General features: G+C 72.9%; 8 protein-coding genes and 1 pseudogene. 5 read left to right on the top strand and 4 right to left on the bottom strand.

The features are described from left to right. Positions 1-76: 76 nt before the first annotated feature. The 3 genes from GA0070604_RS17800 (at position 77) to GA0070604_RS17790 (ending at position 3,020) form a co-directional block, all read left to right on the top strand. Positions 77-532, top strand: coding sequence for a hypothetical protein (locus tag GA0070604_RS17800; protein ID WP_141721322.1), 456 nt, complete (start codon positions 77-79; stop codon positions 530-532). Positions 533-697: 165 nt separating this feature from the next. After that, a complete protein-coding gene (locus tag GA0070604_RS17795; RefSeq protein WP_244161969.1) occupies positions 698-1,882 on the top strand; it encodes an SPFH domain-containing protein in 1,185 nt (394 codons plus the stop codon). A gap of 43 nt (positions 1,883-1,925) precedes the next feature. Next, positions 1,926-3,020: a TFIIB-type zinc ribbon-containing protein gene (locus tag GA0070604_RS17790; protein WP_091119243.1), complete on the top strand. Its 1,095-nt coding sequence runs from the start codon at positions 1,926-1,928 to the stop codon at positions 3,018-3,020. 95 nt (positions 3,021-3,115) lie between these two features. Here the strand turns inward: GA0070604_RS17790 and GA0070604_RS17785 are convergent, their stop codons facing one another. The 3 genes and pseudogenes from GA0070604_RS17785 to GA0070604_RS17775 form a co-directional block, all read right to left on the bottom strand. Continuing rightward, positions 3,116-5,770 (bottom strand): DUF6493 family protein, encoded by a 2,655-nt coding sequence (locus GA0070604_RS17785; RefSeq protein ID WP_244161968.1) that lies wholly within the window; start codon positions 5,768-5,770, stop codon positions 3,116-3,118. Then, a complete protein-coding gene (locus tag GA0070604_RS17780) occupies positions 5,767-7,104 on the bottom strand; it encodes an SWIM zinc finger family protein (RefSeq protein WP_091119239.1) in 1,338 nt (445 codons plus the stop codon). Before GA0070604_RS17780 ends, GA0070604_RS17785 begins: the two co-directional genes overlap by 4 nt. An 88-nt stretch (positions 7,105-7,192) precedes the next feature. After that, positions 7,193-9,081: pseudogene (locus GA0070604_RS17775) on the bottom strand (ATP-binding cassette domain-containing protein). Between the two features lie 428 nt (positions 9,082-9,509). On the opposite strand from GA0070604_RS17775, the gene GA0070604_RS17770 reads away from it, so the two are divergent. Together GA0070604_RS17770 and GA0070604_RS17765 are read left to right on the top strand one after the other, a co-directional pair. After that, the gene (locus tag GA0070604_RS17770; RefSeq protein WP_091119236.1) at positions 9,510-15,008 is read left to right on the top strand and encodes an ATP-binding protein; all 5,499 of its coding nucleotides are present in this window, start codon (positions 9,510-9,512) and stop codon (positions 15,006-15,008) included. A 245-nt stretch (positions 15,009-15,253) separates the two neighbouring features. Continuing rightward, the gene (locus GA0070604_RS17765) at positions 15,254-16,549 is read left to right on the top strand and encodes a glycosyltransferase (RefSeq protein ID WP_091119233.1); all 1,296 of its coding nucleotides are present in this window, start codon (positions 15,254-15,256) and stop codon (positions 16,547-16,549) included. Positions 16,550-16,592: 43 nt separating this feature from the next. Here GA0070604_RS17765 and GA0070604_RS17760 read toward each other — a convergent pair whose 3' ends face one another. Next, positions 16,593-17,438 (bottom strand): S1 family peptidase, encoded by an 846-nt coding sequence (locus GA0070604_RS17760; RefSeq protein ID WP_091119230.1) that lies wholly within the window; start codon positions 17,436-17,438, stop codon positions 16,593-16,595. Positions 17,439-17,591: the final 153 nt, after the last annotated feature.

Below are 17,591 nucleotides of genomic sequence, written 5' to 3'. Positions count from 1 at the left end.
TGTACCGTTGATCATCCGATGTGGATCATGGCGCCGGACACGTACGTGATTCTCGCGCCGGAACTTGGAGGAGCGTGTGCGCGTACTAGCGCGACGACTGTCGATCTCAACTCTCTCGCTGGCTGTCGCCGTGGTGACCTTCGGCTCGCCGGCCCGCGCCGCAGCGAACCCGTACACCGCGGCGCAAGCCTGCAGCAACGACTTCGGTGGCTCGTGGGCACAGGTCTCGGACGGGCACCGGACGATCACCGACAGCGGCAGCAAGGTGGGCGACGTCTACCTGATGTACAACAGCGCGACCGGCTACAACTGCGTCGCCACCCTCAAGGCGGTGGCCGTCGGATCGACGACCGGAGTCGCCGCCAGGCTGCGGGTCGAGGGTAGTTCCTGGGTCACCGACTCGGGCAACTACAAGTACTACGCCGCGATCCAACGACGCGCGCAGGGCGCCTGCGTCATGTACGAGGGCCAGGTCATGAACTTCACGATGTGGCACTCCAACGGCAGGTACACCTGGGGCAACTGCGGCTGACCGTCACGAGCCGCCCGTTGGTCGGCCGGCACCCCACCGAGTGCCGGCCGACTCGCCTCGTCGGAGAACGTCAGGCCGTCGACCCCGTGCGTACGGGCGTGGCATGCCACCCCGTCCCCGGCTGCCGCGCGGTCGGCCACGGCGCCCGACCGTCGGGGCCCCGGCTTGTGGGCACTTGTTATCGTCGCCGCGACGCCGGGTGACCTCGGCAGCCAGGGGGAGGGGGACACGGTGGGGCTGATGGACAAGCTCCGGGGCGAGTTCGTCGACATCGTGGAGTGGCTGGACGACAGCCGGGACACGATCGTCTGGCGCTTCCCCCGGTACCAGAACGAGATCAAGATGGGCGCCCAGTTGGTCGTCCGCGAGTCCCAGACGGCGGTGTTCGTCAACGAGGGGCAGATCGCCGACGCGTTCGCGCCCGGCACCTACACGCTGGAGACCCGGAACCTGCCCGTCCTCTCCACCCTCAAGGGCTGGAAGTACGGCTTCAACTCGCCGTTCAAGGCCGAGGTGTACTTCGTCAACACCCGGCAGTTCACCGACATGAAGTGGGGCACCCAGAACCCGGTGATCCTGCGGGACGCCGAGTTCGGCGTGGTCCGGGTGCGGGCGTTCGGCGCGTACGCGGCACGGGTGGTGGACGCGCAGCGGCTCCTGCGGGAGCTGGTCGGCACGGATCCGCAGTTCCGGACCGAGGAGGTGCAGGAATACCTGCGCCAACTCATCGTGGGGCGGCTCGGCGGCGCGCTGGCCACCGCCGGGGTGCCGCTGCTGGACCTGGCCGCGCACCAGGACGCCATCGGCCGGCGGCTGGCCGCCGTGCTGACCGAGGAACTGGCCGAGGTCGGCATCGCGATCCCCAAGTTCGTGATCGAGAACGTCTCCGTGCCGCCCGAGGTGGAGCAGGCGCTGGACAAGCGGACCAGCATGGGCGCGGTCGGCGACCTGGACCGGTTCACCCGCTACCAGGCCGCCACCGCCCTGGAGGAGGCGGCGAAGAACCCGGGCGGGGGTGCGGGCACCGGCATCGGGCTGGGCATGGGCATGGCCGCGGGCCAGCAGGTGGCCAGGGCCATGGCGGGCGCGGGGACCCCGCCGGCCCCGGTGCCGCCGGGCGCCGCCGAGCCACCGCCGCTGCCGAACCAGACGCAGTGGTACGTGGGCGTCGCCGGGCAGCGGCAGGGCCCGTTCGACCTCGGTGGGCTGGCCGAGCAGGCGGCCGCGGGCACCCTGGGCCCGGACACGCTGGTCTGGCGGGCCGGCATGGCGCAGTGGCAGCCGGCTACGCAGGTGCCGGAGCTGGCGTCGGTGCTGGCCAGCGTCCCACCGCCGCTGCCACCGCAATGAGCGGCCACCACGAGAGCGGGACGTGCGGCGGGAGGGTGCCTCGATGAGCGACACGGCCGTCTCCCCGCCGTCGTACCAGTGCGGGGGCTGCGGCGCCCGGGTGGAGTACTCACCGGGCACGGCGGTGCTGAGCTGCCCGTACTGCGGGCACCGGCAGCAGATCGCCGGTGCCGGTCGGGAGGTGCGCGAGCACCCGTACGCCGAGCTGGCCACGTTGCCGCGCAAGCCGGCGGCCAGCGTCGGCCCGTACACGTTCGGGTGCCCGGGCTGCGGCGCCCGGACCGAGAGCGACGCGCTCGCCCAGCGCTGCCAGTTCTGCGCCACGCCGCTGGTGGCGGACACCGCGGCGGTCGAGCTGATCGCGCCGGAGGCGGTGCTGCCGTTCGCCGTGGACCAGGCGGGCGTGCGCACCGCGCTGGGCCGGTGGTGCCGCAGCCGCTGGTTCGCGCCGAACAGCCTGAAAAAGGTCAGCGAGGCGGAGACGCTCAAGGGCACCTACCTGCCGCACTGGACGTTCGACGCGCGGACCGTCTCCGACTACCGGGGCCAGCGCGGTGAGTACTACTACGTCACCGAGACGTACACGGTGACGGTGAACGGCAAGCAGGAGACGCGCACCCGGCAGGTGCGGCACACCCGGTGGTATCCGGCGAGTGGCACCGTCCGCCGGGACTTCGACGACGTGCTGGTGCCCGCCACGACCCACCTGCCGGAGCAGAAGCTGGACCAGCTGGCCCCGTGGCCGCTGGCCGAGGCGGTCGCGTACCACGGGGACTACCTGGCCGGGTATCACGCGCTGCGGTACGACACCGAGCCCGAGGCGGGGCTGGCCGAGGCGAAGTCCCGGATGGCACCGGTCATCGAGCGGGACTGCCGGTCGGACATCGGCGGCGACGAGCAGCGGGTCAACTCCGTGCGCACCACGTACTCGGAGGTGACCTACAAGCTGCTCCTGCTGCCGGTGTGGATCGCCGCGTACCTGCACGCCGGCCGGTCGTACCAGGTCCTGGTCAACGCCCGGACCGGCGAGGTGATCGGCGAACGCCCGTACAGCGCCGCCAAGATCACGGCCGCGGTACTGGCCGCGCTGGCGCTGGTCGCGGCGGTCGTGATCGTGTACATGTTGAGCCGCTCGTAGCGCACAGCGGATCAGCACCCGCGCGTCCGGCTGGCCGTCGCAGTCGTGCCAGCTCGGCCGCCGGCGCCCCGGCTGCCTCCGGGTCGCGTCCTCGGTCACGCGACGGCGAGCTCGCGGTGCAGCCGGCGGGCCTCGGTGACCAGCCGGCCAGAGCCGCCGCGAGCCGCGACGTCGGCCAGACCGGGCACCTCGATCCGGACCCCGGTGGCGGTTGCCGTCTCGCTGGCCAGGGTCAGCAGGTCGGGCAGGCCGCGTACGGGCCCCGGCGCGGCGAGCAGCGCCGGCAGCGCGGCGGCCAGCAGCCGCCACACGGTCAGCGGCGCCCCGGCCAGGGCGGCGTCGCGCAACGGCTCGCCGACCCGGGTCAGCTTCACCGTCCCGGCGGTGACCAGCTCTCCGAGCCGGTGCCCCGTGCCGGTCGGGTCGAACTGCCCGGCACCGGCCAGCGTGAGCAGGGCGTCCACGGCGGCGACCCGGTCCGCGCCGTGCCGGGCGCCGAGCCCGTACGCCACGGCCAGGTCCAGCGCCACCCCGCCCGGTCCGGCGCACTCGGCCAGCAGCGGCAGCACGGCGTTGCCGCCCTTCTCGTCCATGTCCGCGCACCCGGCGACCGCCGGCAGGACGGACGCGGCCACGACAGCGCGGTGCCCGGGCAGGGCCGACGGCCACAGGTTGAGCCAGTCGCCGTACTCGACGCCGATCGGCGCGGGACTGGTCGTGAGCAGCCCGAGTGGGTCGTCGTACCCGTCGGGCGGGCACAGCTCGACCAGCACCCGCCGCTCCGCGAGCTGCTCGAACTCCCAGTCGTATCCCGACTTGCGGGCCCGGCGGGTGATCGTGGTGGCCCGCGCCACCGGCTGCGGCAGCCCGCCGCCGCGCAGCCATGCGGCGAGCCGGTCGCCGGCCGGCGTGCCCAGCGCGGCGGCTTTGTCGGCGACCGCGTCGTCGGGGTCGGCGGGCAGCCGCAGCAGGGCCTGGGTGAGGTCCCAGGGCCAGGGCTGCCGGTCGCCCAGCGCGGTCAGCCGCTCCAGCAACGCCACCGGGTCGAGCAGACCGTTGGCCGACGTCGGCGCGGCGAGCAGCCCCGGGCCGCCGGGTTCGCCGACGTGCACGCCGATCTCGGCGAGCCGGGCCCGCAGCAGCCGGTGCACCGGGGGCACCCGGGGATCGGTGGCGACCAGGGTCGACGGGGCCCGGTCGCTGCGGCGGACGGCGGCGAGCAGCGACTCCCACCGGCGGCGCCGCCGAGGATGGTGGTCGGTGCCGGCCGTCTTGAGCACGCCCACCACCACCCCGCAGAGGCACAGCGGCTCCCAGCGGTGCTCGTCGCCCCACGACCAGTGCCGGCGCTCGATGACCGGCGCCAGGGCGGCGTGCACCCCGGTGGCGTCGGCCGCGGCGAGCCGGACCAGCCCGTCGAGGACGCGGTCCAGCGGTGCGCCCTGCGACGGCGTACCGAGCAGGGCCGCGACCTCCTCCGCCAGCTCGTCCACGTCCGTGATCGGCGCCGGCGCCGGCGCGGGCGGTGCGGGTGCCGGGAGGTCGTCGCCGCGTGGCGCGGCCACCGCCGGGCCGGGATCGGCCACTGTCGGGTCGAGGCCGTGCCGGGCGGCCAGGGCAATCGCCCGGTCCCGCAGCTCGACGGCGGGGTGCGTGCCGGCGACCGCGATCACCTCGGCGATCTCCGCTGCCCGGTCCCGGTGCTGCCGGGCCAGCCGGTCCAGCCAGGTGAGTTGCGCCTTCACCAGGGTCTTCTCCGGCCGGTGCAGCACCTCGCGGGCGGCGTCGAGGATCGACTCCAGGGCCAGGTCGGGCAGCTCCCGCAGGGCCTTCTGGGCCATGGTGGCGACCGGGGCCGGTGCGTCGGTGAGCAGGCGCAGGTAGTCGGTGGTGCGCGCGGCGACCTCGGCGCTGTCGGGCCGCAGCAGGTCGAGCAGGACGGTGAAGGCGCGGAGCGCGGCGGGCCGGTCACCGCGTAGCAGCCGGCCGATCGAACGGTCGATCAGCATCGCCCGGTCGAGCACGCCCTCGGCGGCCAGCTGCGCCAGCGCGGCCGGCAGGGCGTGCCGCCGCCGTTCCTCCCAGGTGGTGACGACCTCGTCGAACATCATGGTCGTGCCGAGGCCGTCCACCTCGAACAGCCGGGGCAGCATGACCGCCCGGAACGGGTCCGCCCGCAGCCGGTCGACCAGCGGCGCGGGTCGCCCGGTGTGGCGCTCCGGGAACGCCATCGAGGAGAGCCAGAGCTGCACGAACGCGTCGTCGGTCGGCGGTTGCGCGCCGGCGGCGCGCAGCAGCGCGGCGACGAACTGCCAGCGCTCGATCCATGCCTGCCGGCCGAGCTTCGCGCCCAGCCGGTGACCCAGGTCGCCGAGCCAGGTGACGCCGCGCTCCGCGGCGACGTCCGACACCAGCGTCGCCGCCCGCTTGCCGTCCGGGTTGACCGAGGTGCGGCCGAGGATCGCCGCGGCCTGGGCGGCGGTGGGTAGGCAGCCGACCACGGCGACCGCCAAGGCCGTGCTCTCGCCCGTCGTCCACCAACTGGACCGGTCCTGCTGCCGGAACCAGTCGGTCAGCGCGACGCCGATCTCCCGGCGGCGCGGCTCGGGCAGCCCCTCCAGCGCCGCCGCGACCAGCCCGGCCGAGCCCGCCTTCACCAGCTCGAACAGGTCGCTGGTGCCGCCCGCCGCCAGCTCCCGCCGCCGGCGGACCGTGCTCTTGACGAACAGTTGCTGATCCGCGCGCCTCACGCCGACACCTCGACCCGGTCGGTCAGCAGCATCCGGGTGGCGAGGGCGTGCCGGCACGGCCCCCGTTGCCCCCGGTGCTTCGCCCACCACGGGCAGGTGCAGGTGAGGCCGCCGTCCGGGAGCTGCCGGACCCGGTATACGTGGTCGCCGCTGCGGACGGTGGCGGAGGTCCCGTCCGCCTCCACCGCCCCGGCGTCGAGCAGCGCCCGCGCGCCGACCAGTCGCGGATTGTCCCGCTCGGCCCGGCCCGCGTCGTACGGCATCACCCGGTGGAAGTAGGCAGCCTCGGCGACGTCGTAGCCGACCCGGCCGGCGGTGCCGAGCTGCGCCAGGGCGCCCCGGACCCGGTCGGCGTCGATGCCGGCCTGCTCCGCCAGCCGGTCCACGTCGACCGTCGGGTCCCAGGAGAGCAGTGCGGAGACCAGGTCGGCGTCGTCGACCACGTCGTCGCCGGCCAGCGCGGTCAGCGCCGCGCCCTCGCCGGAGAACCCCCGGTACGGCTCGGGGGAGAGGGTGAGCGACAGCCGCAGCGCGCCGGTGTCCAGCTCCCAGACGCTCGGCAGCGGCGCCGAGGCGGCCGTGACGCTCGGCCCGTACACCCGCAGGGTCCGGGCGAAGCGCAGCATCGGGCGCAGGGCGGCCAGGCGGCTCGCCCCGGCGAGGCAGACCGCCCCGGGCACGGGCCGGGAGGTCAGTCGCAGGGTGCGTCCCGCCGGCACCACCCAGAGCACCGACCGGTCCGCGCCGGTGGGCAGCCGGCGCAGGAACGTCGCCGCCTCAGCCGCCGGGATCTCCGCCCGGGGCTCGAACCGGGCGGCCAGCACCTGCACCTCGGCGAAACCGCGCAGCCAGCGCGTCGGCAGCGGGACCTTCTTCTCCACCACCGCGCCGTCCAGGGTGGACACGGTCAGGTCGTCCGGGCCGACCGACAGGTGCAGCGGGTCCAGCCCGGCGACCCGCGACAGCGCCTCACGCAGCGGGTTGTTGACGTCGACGTTGGTGGTGCCGTGCTCCACCACGTCGCCGTCGAGCCCGGCGGGCAGGGCGTCGAGGCGCGCGTAGACCCCGCAGCAACCGGAGAAGGACTCGAAGCGGAGCCGGTCCCGGCTGCCGGTGACCACCGGGTCGAGGCTGGCCGGGCTGACCGGCCGGTGGTACCGGGTGCGGGCGACCTCGGCAACGGCCAGCAGACCGACGGCCGCCGCCTGCGGGGTGGTGAGGAAGCCACGGAAGAAGCGGGGGTTCGGGGCGGGGCCGCCGCTGGTCTGCAGGGCCAGGGAGCCGTGCCCCAGGGCGGAGGAGGCGAGATACCGGTAGGTCTGCGTCGCGGTCACGCCGCCAGACGGTAGGCCAACCCACCGACAATGACGGCGTACCCGCAACCGCCGCCGCTCCGCCGGGGTGGGTCGCGGCGGTTGTCCGTCAGGCGGCGGTGGCCTGGTGTGGCAGCGGCGGGTTGGCGGCCTCCTGGGTGGTGTCGTAGCCGGCGGCCTGGAGCGCGAACAGCTCGGCGTATCGGCCGCGGGCGGCGGTGAGCTCGTCGTGGGTGCCGGCCTCGACCAGGCTGCCGTGGTGCAGGACGTAGATCCGGTCGGCATGGCGGACGTTGGCGAGCCGGTGGGTGATGAGGATGGTCGTGGCGCGGCCCTGCCGGTCGCGGATGGCCTGGAAGAGCGCGTCCTCGGCGCGGGGGTCGAGGGCGGAGGACGGCTCGTCCATGATCAGTAGTTCGGCGTCGCGGAGGAAGCCGCGGGCGGCGGTGATGCGTTGCCACTGTCCGCCGGAGAGATCCTGGCCGTTGGCGAAGGTGCGGTCGAGCAGTGTCTCGTACCCGTGGGGCAGCTCGCGGATCATGTCGTGGGCGACGGCGCGGGCGGCGGCGGCCTCGATGCGGGGCTGACCGGGCTCGGCGTCGATGTCGCCGACGGCGATGTTCGTCGCGGCGGTGAAGGGCCACTTGTGGTACTCCTGGGTGACGACCGCGATGCGGGCGCGCAGCGCGTCGACGTCCCACTCGGCCAGCGGCCGGCCGTTCCAGCGGATGGTGCCCCCGGTGGGCGTCCGCAGAGTGGCGATCATCGCGGCCAGGGTCGACTTGCCGGAGCCGTTCTCGCCGACGAACGCCACGGTCTGGCCAGCCTGGATCGTCAGTGTCACCTGGTCGACGGCCGGGGTGTCCCGGTCGGGGTAGCGCAGGCTGACGGCGTCGACGTTCACCTCACGCAGTTGGTCCGGCGTGTCGCCCGTCGTGGGGGTGGCCTCGTCGGGCAGGTAGGCGACGGCACGGGCCATGAAGCCGGTGTAGTCGCGGAAGTGCTGACCCTCGGTGTAGACGCGGTCGACCTGGAAGGTGACGACGGACAGGGAACGCTGGGCGGACTGCACCGCGACGACGCAGGTCGCGGCGGCGGCGAGCGGGATCTGCCCGTCGACGAGCAGCAGCCCGAGCAGCACGTAGACCACGGCGGTGGCGATCCCCGTGATCATCGATCCCACGGTGGTGGTCGTGGTGACCCGCCGGGCCAGGGCGAGTTGGATGCCGGTCTCCACGCCCATCACCCGGTCGTACTGGTCGAGCAGGAACCGGCGCAGCCCGTAGGAGCGCAGCTCGGGAGCGGATTCCCGTTCGGCCATCAGCCGGTGCAGCAGCCACAACCGGCGTCGCCGGACCGAGCCGGCCGCGTAGGTCTGGTAGCGCAGGTGCCCGGCCCGCAGCGAGGCCCAGGCGTTCGGCACCGTGGCCACCAGCAGCGCCGCGAGCAGCAACGGGTGGATCACCACGACGGCGGCGGCCACGGCGAGCAGCCCGGCCAGGCCGGCGAGCAGGTTCATCGACGACTGCACCAGCGACGTGGTGGAGTCCGCGCCGCGGGAGGCACGTTCCATGTCGTCGGCGAACGCGTCGGCGTCGAAGGCCTCCAGCCGCACCGCGGTGGTCACCTCGAACAGGCCGCGCTCGACCTCCCGGTCCACCTTCGGACTGAGCCCGTTCTGCGCGTATCCCATCGCGGTGGCCATGCCGGCCCGTACGGCCGTCACCGCGGCCAGCGCGGCCAGCGCCGGCAGTGCCGCGACCACCTTGTCCGGGGTCGGTCCCCCGCGAACAGCTCCACGAGCACCCGTTGCGTGGCGAGGAGCCCGAACGCCGCCATCACCCCCGCCCCGACCGTGGTCGCCGCCACCACCAGGGTCCGGACGCGATCGGCGCGCCAGCTGACCGCGAGGGCGGCCCAGACCAGCCGGGGCAACTCGGCGAACACCGAGAACAGGCCGGCCTCCGCCCGGGCGCGGACCCCGGTCTCCCACCACATCGCCCTCAGCTCAGGCAGCACCGAATCCGCTCGTTGCCGGCCTGGCGGCTCGGCCGGTGTTCGCCGTCCGGTCGTGGTCGCGGTCTCGGTCATCGGCGTACCTTCCAGGGATGGTGGACTCGCTGTCTGGCCAGGGGCGGCCGGCGACTGCCGACCGGCATGCCCGCATGGCTCGTAGTATCCGTCCCATCACCGACAGCGCCGGTCGTCGGCACTGTGGTGGGGAGTCGACCCGCCTCCTCACGGACCGTCACCGGGAGGTATACCGGCACACCCGTGGAGTTGGCGGGTGTCCACAAACTTTCGCCCTCCCCGGCTGGCGGGTTCGACCGTTACATACCGGCCGGTAGCGGCGAAGGTTGTGACGGGGACCGCCACCCGAGGGAGTCCTCGTTGTGTTGGGAACGAACCTTTGGGAGGGTTACTCGGTGTTCAGCCGCATCGCCATCGTCAACCGGGGAGAGGCCGCCATGCGGCTGATCCACGCCGTTCGCGAGCTCAATGCCGAGTCCGGGGCCCCGCCGATCGAGACCATCGCGCTCTACACCGAAGCCGAGCGCGGTGCCACCTTCGTTCGCGAGGCGGACGACAGCTACTGCCTCGGGCCCGCGTCGGCGCGCCCCTACCTCGACCATGTCGTCCTCGAGCGTGCGCTGGTGGAGACGCGTGCGGACGCGGCCTGGGTGGGCTGGGGGTTCGTCGCCGAGGATCCGGCCTTCGCCGAGCTCTGTGAGAAGACCGGTGTCACCTTCATCGGTCCGAGCGCCGAGGCGATGCGCGAGCTCGGTGACAAGATCGGCGCGAAGCTGATCGCCGAGGAGGTCGGCGTTCCGGTGGCGCCGTGGAGCCGTGGCGCGGTGGAGAGCCTGGACGCGGCCAAGCGCGCGGCGGCCGAGATCGGCTATCCGCTGATGCTCAAGGCGACCGCGGGTGGCGGTGGCCGGGGCATCCGGGTGGTCCGCAGCGACGAGGAGCTCACCGAGGCGTACGAGCGGACGAGCCTGGAGGCCGAGCGCGCGTTCGGAAGCGGCGTCGTGTTCCTGGAACGCCTGGTGACCGGTGCGCGGCACGTCGAGGTGCAGGTGATCGCCGACGGCCAGGGCACCGCGTGGGCGCTGGGTGTCCGGGACTGCTCGGTGCAGCGGCGCAACCAGAAGGTCATCGAGGAGTCGGCCTCGCCCGTGCTCGCCCCCGAGCAGGCCCGCGAGCTGAAGGCGGCGGCCGAACGCCTCGCGCTGGCCGTGAACTATCGCGGCGCGGGCACCGTCGAGTTCCTCTACCACCCCGGTGAGCGGCTGTTCGCCTTCCTGGAGGTCAACACCCGGCTGCAGGTCGAGCACCCGATCACCGAGGCGACCACCGAATTCGACCTGGTCAAGGCCCAGATCCACGTGGCGGCCGGCGGCCGGCTCGGTGAACGGATCCCGACCGAGGCCGGGCATGCCGTCGAGGCCCGGCTCAATGCCGAGGACCCGGACCGTGACTTCGCGCCGTCGCCCGGCCGGATCGTCCGGCTGGCGCTGCCCAGCGGCCCGGGCATCCGGGTGGACACCGGGGTCAGCGAGGGCGACCTGATTCCGGCCGACTTCGACTCGATGATCGCCAAGATCATCGCGTACGGTCGCACCCGGGACGAGGCACTCGGCCGGCTGCGGCGCGCGGTCGCCGAGACGACGGTGATCATCGAGGGCGGCGCCACCAACAAGAGCTTCCTGCTCGACCTGCTCGACCAACCAGAGGTGATCGACGGCAGTGCGGACACCGGCTGGATCGACCGGGTCCGCACCCAGGGCCGGCTGGTCTCCACCAAGCACTCCGGCATCGCGCTGGCCGCAGCCGCGATCGAGGCGTACGAGGACGAGGCGCTCGTCGAGCGACAGCGGCTGCTGTCCACCGCGCACGGTGGCCGCCCGCAGGTCCAGCACGAGAGCGGCCGGCCGATCGACCTCAAGCTCCGCGGCGCGAGCTACCGGGTGACCGTCGCGCAGACCGGGCCCCGCCGGTTCCGCGTCGGCATCGGCGAGGTGTCCACCGTGGACGCCGAGCTTGAGCGGTTCGACCAGCACACCGGTCGGATCCTGGTCAACGGCCGGCGTTTCCGGCTCGTCACCGACACGCACGGGCCCATCCACCTGGTCGAGGTGGACGGCATCACGCACCGGGTCAGCCGGGACGAGGGCGGCGTGCTGCGCTCCCCGGCGCCCGCGCTGGTCGTCGCGACCCCGCTGGAGGTCGGTGCCGAGGTCGAGGCGGGCGCGCCCGTGCTCGTCCTGGAGAGCATGAAGATGGAGACCGTGCTGCGCGCGCCGTTCAGGGCGAAGCTGCGGGAATGCCTGGTCACCGTCGGCAGCCAGGTGGAGACCGGCGCGCCGCTGATGCGCCTGGAACCGGTCGGCGACGAAGCCGCCGGTGAGGCCGCGGAGACCGAGGGAGTCGACCTGGAGCTGCCGCCCGAGCCGGCCGGCCTGTCCGCCGAGGCCCGGGTCGCGCGCGGCATCGCCGACCTGCGCAGCCTGCTGCTCGGCTACGACCTCGATCCCCGCGACGAGCGCCGGGCGCTGTCCAACTACCTGGCCGCGCGGGCCGAGCTCAGCCACCGCCCGCTCGAAGAAGAGGTCGAGCTGCTGCAGGTGTTCGCCGACCTCTCCGAGCTCAGCCGCAACCGGCCGGTCGGTGAGGAGACCCGGGCCGACACCCGGGTGCACAGCCCGCGCGAGTACTTCCACGCGTACCTGCAGTGCCTCGACGTCGAGCGCGCCGCGCTGCCGGACACCTTCCGTAACCGGCTCGCCCGGGTGCTCTCCCACTACGGCGTCAACGACTTCGAGCGTACGCCGGCGCTGGAGGAGGCGGTGTTCCGGATCTTCCTCGCGCAGCGGCGGGCGTCGGCTGACGTCTCGGTGATCGTCGCCTTCCTGAAGCAGTGGCTGACCGAGCCGCTGCCCGGCGACGGGCTGCGCGAGCTGGTCGGGCAGGCGTTGGAGCATCTGATCTTCGCCACCCAGCTCCGGTTCCCGGTGGTCGGCGACCTGGCCCGCAGCATCGTCTTCCGGTGGGCCGCCCAGCCGATGCTGCGCCGCAAGCGGGCCGAGGTGTACGCGGGCGTCCGCGGTCACCTTCGCCACCTCGACAAGAACCCCGACGCGGCCGACCGTGCCGAGCGGATCGCGAAGATGGTCGCCTCGTCCGAGCCGCTGGTCCGGCTGCTCGGTCAGCGCATCGGCAAGCCGGACGCCGACCACGGCCCGATGCTCGAGGTGCTCAGCCGCCGCTACTACGGCAACCGCGGTGCGAGCGACGCGCGAACCGTCGAGGTGGCGGGGCGTTCGTTCTTCACCGCCGAGTACGACCGCGACGGCGAGCGGTTCCGGCTGGTCGCGGCGGCCACGGACTTCGCCGAGCTGTCCGCGACGCTGGAGCAGGTCGTCGGACTGGCGGACTCCGGCGACGGCCCTGGCTCGGCGCGTCCGACGCCGCGCCGCGGCCCGGAGCCGTCGGTCGCCGACGTGTACCTGACCTGGGCCGACCAGCCCGACACGGACACGATGGCCACCACCCTGCGGGAGATCATCGACCACGCCGGGCTGCTGGACGTGTTCCAGCGGGTGACGATGTCGGTGGCCGGACGCACCGGCACGGCGATGCACCACCAGTTCACGTTCCGGCCCGGCATCGGCGAGGACCGGGTCATCCGCGGGCTGCACCCGCTGATCGCCCAGCGACTGCAACTGCCGAGGCTGCGCAACTTCGACCTGACCCGGCTGCCGTCGGTGGACGAGGAGGTCTACCTCTTCCACTGCGTCGCCCCGAACAACCCGTCCGACGAACGGCTGACCGCGATGGCCCAGGTCCGCGACCTGACGCCGCTGCGCGACGCCGACGGCCGGATCCTCGCGCTGCCCGCGGTCGAGGGCGCGCTGGACGCCTGCCTCGACGCGATCCGCAAGGTGCAGGCGCGGCGGCCCGTGAAGAAGCGGTTCGACACCAACCGGATCACCATCTATGTCTGGCCGCCGAACGACCTGACCATCGACGAGCTGAACACCGTTGCCCAGCGCGTACTGCCGATCACGGCCGGCGCGGGCCTGGAGGAGGTTCTGTTCCTCGGCCGCCAGCGCGACGAGGCCACCGGCGAACTGACCGACATTGCGGTCAAGATCTCCTACGACGCGGGCATGCAGGTGTCGGTGACCGAGCCGACGGACGAGCCGATCCAGCCGCTCGACGACTACCGGCAGAAGGTGCTCTCGGCGCGCCGGCGCGGCACGACGTACCCGTACGAGCTGACCGGGATGTTGGCCGGCCAGCACGGCACCTTCACCGAGTACGACCTGGACGACACCGGTGCGCTGGCTCCGGTCGAACGGCCGAAGGGGCAGAACAAGGCGGGCATCGTCGTCGGTGTGGTGAGCACGCCGACCGAGCGGTACCCCGAAGGCGTCACGCGGGTGGTGCTGCTCGGTGACCCGACCAGGGCGCTGGGCGCGCTGGCCGAGCCGGAGTGCGCGCGGGTGATCGCCGCGCTCGACCTGGCCGAGCGGATGCGCGTGCCGCTGGACTGGTTCGCGCTGTCGGCGGGCGCGCGGATCTCGATGAGCTCGGGCACCGAGAACATGGACTGGGTGGCCGCCGCGCTCAAGCGGATCGTGGAGTTCACCCAGCAGGGCGGCGAGATCAACATCGTGGTCGCCGGGATCACCGTGGGCGCCCAGCCGTACTGGAACGCCGAGGCGACGATGCTCATGCACACCAAGGGCATCCTGGTGATGACCCCGGATTCGGCGATGGTGCTGACCGGCAAGCAGTCGCTGGACTTCTCCGGTGGGGTGTCGGCCGAGGACAACTTCGGCATCGGCGGCTACGACCGGGTGATGGGCCCCAACGGCCAGGCCCAGTACTGGGCGCCGGACCTGCGGGCCGCCCGCAACGTGCTGATGGCGCACTACGACCACACCTACATCGCACCCGGCGAGACCCGGCCGCGCCGGGCGGTCACCACCGACCCGGTCGACCGTGACATCTCCGGCTACCCGCACTCGGTGCCGGACAGCGACTTCACGACCGTCGGCGAGATCTTCTCCCGGGAGCGCAACCCCGATCGCAAGAAGGCGTTCGACATTCGTACGCTGATGCGGGCCCTGGCCGACCAGGACCACGCGATCCTGGAGCGCTGGGCGGGCATGGCCGACGCCGAGACCGCGGTCGTGCAGGACGTCCACCTCGGCGGCATCCCGGTGTGTCTGTTGGGCATCGAGTCCCGGTCGGTGCCGCGACGCGGGTTCCCGCCCACCGACGGCCCGGACACCTACACCGCGGGCACCCTGTTCCCGCGCTCGTCGAAGAAGGCCGCGCGGGCGATCAACGCGGCCAGCGGCAACCGGCCCCTGGTCGTGCTGGCGAACCTGTCCGGGTTCGACGGCTCGCCGGAGTCGATGCGGCAGTTGCAGCTGGAGTACGGTGCCGAGATCGGCCGGGCGATCGTGAACTTCGAGGGGCCGATCGTGTTCTGCGTGATCTCGCGGTACCACGGTGGTGCCTTCGTGGTGTTCTCCAAGGCGCTCAACCCGAACATGACCGTGCTCGCCGTGGAGGGCTCGTTCGCGTCCGTCATCGGCGGGGCGCCCGCGGCGGCCGTGGTGTTCGCCAGCGACGTCAACGCGCGTACGGCGAAGGATCCGCGGGTGGCCGAACTGGAGGCGCGGGTCGCCGCGGCGACCGGTGGCGAGCGGGCGGCCCTGGTCACGCAGCTCATGGACGTCCGGGCCACCGTACGGGCGGAGAAGCTGGGCGAGGTGGCCGCCGAGTTCGACGGGGTGCACAGCATCCAGCGCGCGGTCCAGGTCGGCTCGGTGGACGCCATCATCCGGCCCGAGGAGCTGCGCCCGCAGATCATCGCGGCCATCGAGCGGGGCCTCGGGGACGCGTGACACGGCCGGGCCGCCTGTCCCATCGTGCGTGGTGGGCGGGCGGCCCGTCCGTCGTCCCGAACGTCGCGCCAGGTCAGCGGTGACGGCAACCACGTCGGCCCGGAAGACGTGGCGGCCGTCACATCGATGCTGTCCAGAATCTCTTCAGTGGATGTCTGCGATTGTGAAAAGCCAGACGTCACGGGGAGAACGCGTTGGGATCTGGAAAATCCATCCTTTTTGCTAGTCCCGCCCAGCCGGGCCAGATGAGCCCGCTGTTGGCCATCGCCGGCGAGCTGTCCCACCGGGGCGTACCGGATCTGTGGTTCGCGTCCGAGGAGGCGGCCAGGGGGCGGGTGGAACGCGTCTCCGGCGCGAGCCCGGTGCGCTTCGCCTCGTCCGGTCCCACCTACTACGCTCCGGACGAGTCCGTCTACACCGCGATGACCAGGGGGCCGCGGACCACGGACGGCTTCGTCGCGGCGATGCGGCTGCTCCAACACCCATCCGTCGCCGGCGAGCACTACCCGTGGCTGCTCGACCTGATCGACAAGCTCGATCCGGGGCTGATGGTGATCGACGCGCTGCACATGCCGGCCCTCGACGCGGCGATGACCCGGCGGGTGCCGTTCGTGCTCAGCGTCCCGTTCCCGGTCAGCATGCTTTACCTGCGCCGCCTGCCGTGGAGCTACCCCACGCCCACCTCCGGCCTGCCTCGGCGGATGCGTCCGGCGCAGCTGGCGGCGAACGTGGCGTTCCGGCTCCGGCTCCAGCTCGCCCTGCTCACCCGCACCAACCTGCTCGGCTCGGCGTGGTACCGCCGGTCGCTGGGCATCGCCAACCCGTTCGGCGACCTGGAGCGGTACAGTGCCGCGGCGGCGGCCGTCTTCGGGTACTCGGTCTTCGGCATCGAGTACCCGTTCTCCGCGCCGGACCATCTGCACATGCTGGGGACGGCGGTCGAGCGCGAGGCGCCGGGCGCGAGCACCGGCAGCGATCTGGCGAGCTGGCTCGACGAGCACCCCTCGGTGGTCTACGTCGGCCTGGGCACCCTCGCGGTGCTGTCCCGTGACCAGGTGACCGCGCTCGCCACCGCGTTGGCCGATCTCGGCCCGCGACACCGGGTGCTGTGGAAGCTACCGGCGGCGCAGCGGGCCCTGCTGCCCGGCCCGCCGCCCGCGCACGTACGGCTGGAGGAGTGGCTGCCGTCCCAGTCCGAGGTGCTGGCCCACCCGCACGTGCGGGTCTTCGTCACCCACGGCGGCGCGAACGGCTTCCACGAGGGCATCCACTTCGGCAAGCCGCTGCTCGTGATGCCGTTCTGGTTGGACTGCTACGACCTCGCCGCACGGGGCGTGGACGCCGGCGTCGGGCTCGCCGTCGACCGGCCGCCGCATTTCGGCGCGGATGAGATCACCGCCAAGCTGCGCCGCCTGCTCTCCGACGACACCTTCGCCCGGCGCAGCCGGTACTGGGGTGAACAGCTGCGGCAGGCCGGTGGGGCGCGGCGGGCCGCCGACCTCATCGTCGAGTTGGCCGGCGGTGCCGCCGCAGCCCACTGACCCGAGGGCGGGTGCCTCCAGCGGGAGGCACCCGCCGGGACGGTTACCGGATCGTGGCGAGCCAGTTCTGGACCACGGGGATGTCGACCCGCTGGTAGCCGCCGAGGTAGCGGCAGTTGTCCGTGTAGCCGTAGCTGGTCACCGTGACCAGGTAGCCGTTCAGGAAGGACGGGCCGCCCGAGTCACCGAAGCAGGTGCCGCCACCGCCGCGGACGTCGTTCGGGTTGCCGTTCATCTGCAGGATCTGCGGCGTGAGCTTCTGCCCGGGCGAGGTGGTGTAGCGGCGCAGCAGCGGGTAGCTCATGGGCTCCGGCTTCTGCGGACCCGACTCCGGCTTGCGGACCTCGGTGCCGTACCCGACCACCTCGAAGATGGTCTTGTTGAGCTTCGGCTGCGCGAACTGGTCGAGGTAGCCGCTGGGTGCCACGGTCGCGGGAGCGATGCCGGTCACCGGCTTGTCCAGCACGACCACGCCGACGTCGTTCCAGTTCGCCTGGTCGGTGAAGTCCGAGTACTGCGGGTGGGTGTGGGCCGTGCCGGACAGGTAACCCGCCGCGGCCAGTTCCGCCGCCGTGTAGCCGGCGCCGGGGTTCGCCGCCGCCGGGAACGGGCTCGGCGGCGCCTCGGCGATGACCGAGTCGAAGGTGACCAGGGTCTTGCCGATGGTCCCCTGGGTGCAGTGCGCGGCGGTGAGGACCATGGTCGGCGAGACGAGCGTGGCCGAGCAACGGTAGCGGCCGGTCTCGTCGTAGAACATGATCAGGCCCACGTTGGGGTGCCGGTTGCCGTCGGGTTCGCCGCCGGTGATGGCGGCCGCGGGGGCGGATGTCGCCAGCAGCGCGAACGTTGTCGCGACGATCGCGGCCAGGGTACGACGTAGTGCTCTCATGCCGGATCATCCTGCCCCGTCGGCACGCTCTGCGGAAGGTCTGGGCCACCGGACGGGCGCGGTGACGGCCGGATCGTGCGGGTACGGCCGTACGAACAGCCCACTCGTTGCCAACGATCGCTGACGGAAACTCCACATTGTGCTGGGTCGCTG

The sequence above is a fragment of the Micromonospora eburnea genome, from assembly GCF_900090225.1.
In the GTDB taxonomy this organism is placed as follows: Bacteria; Actinomycetota; Actinomycetes; order Mycobacteriales; family Micromonosporaceae; genus Micromonospora; species Micromonospora eburnea.
This window is presented reverse-complemented; position numbering and strand designations above follow the sequence as displayed.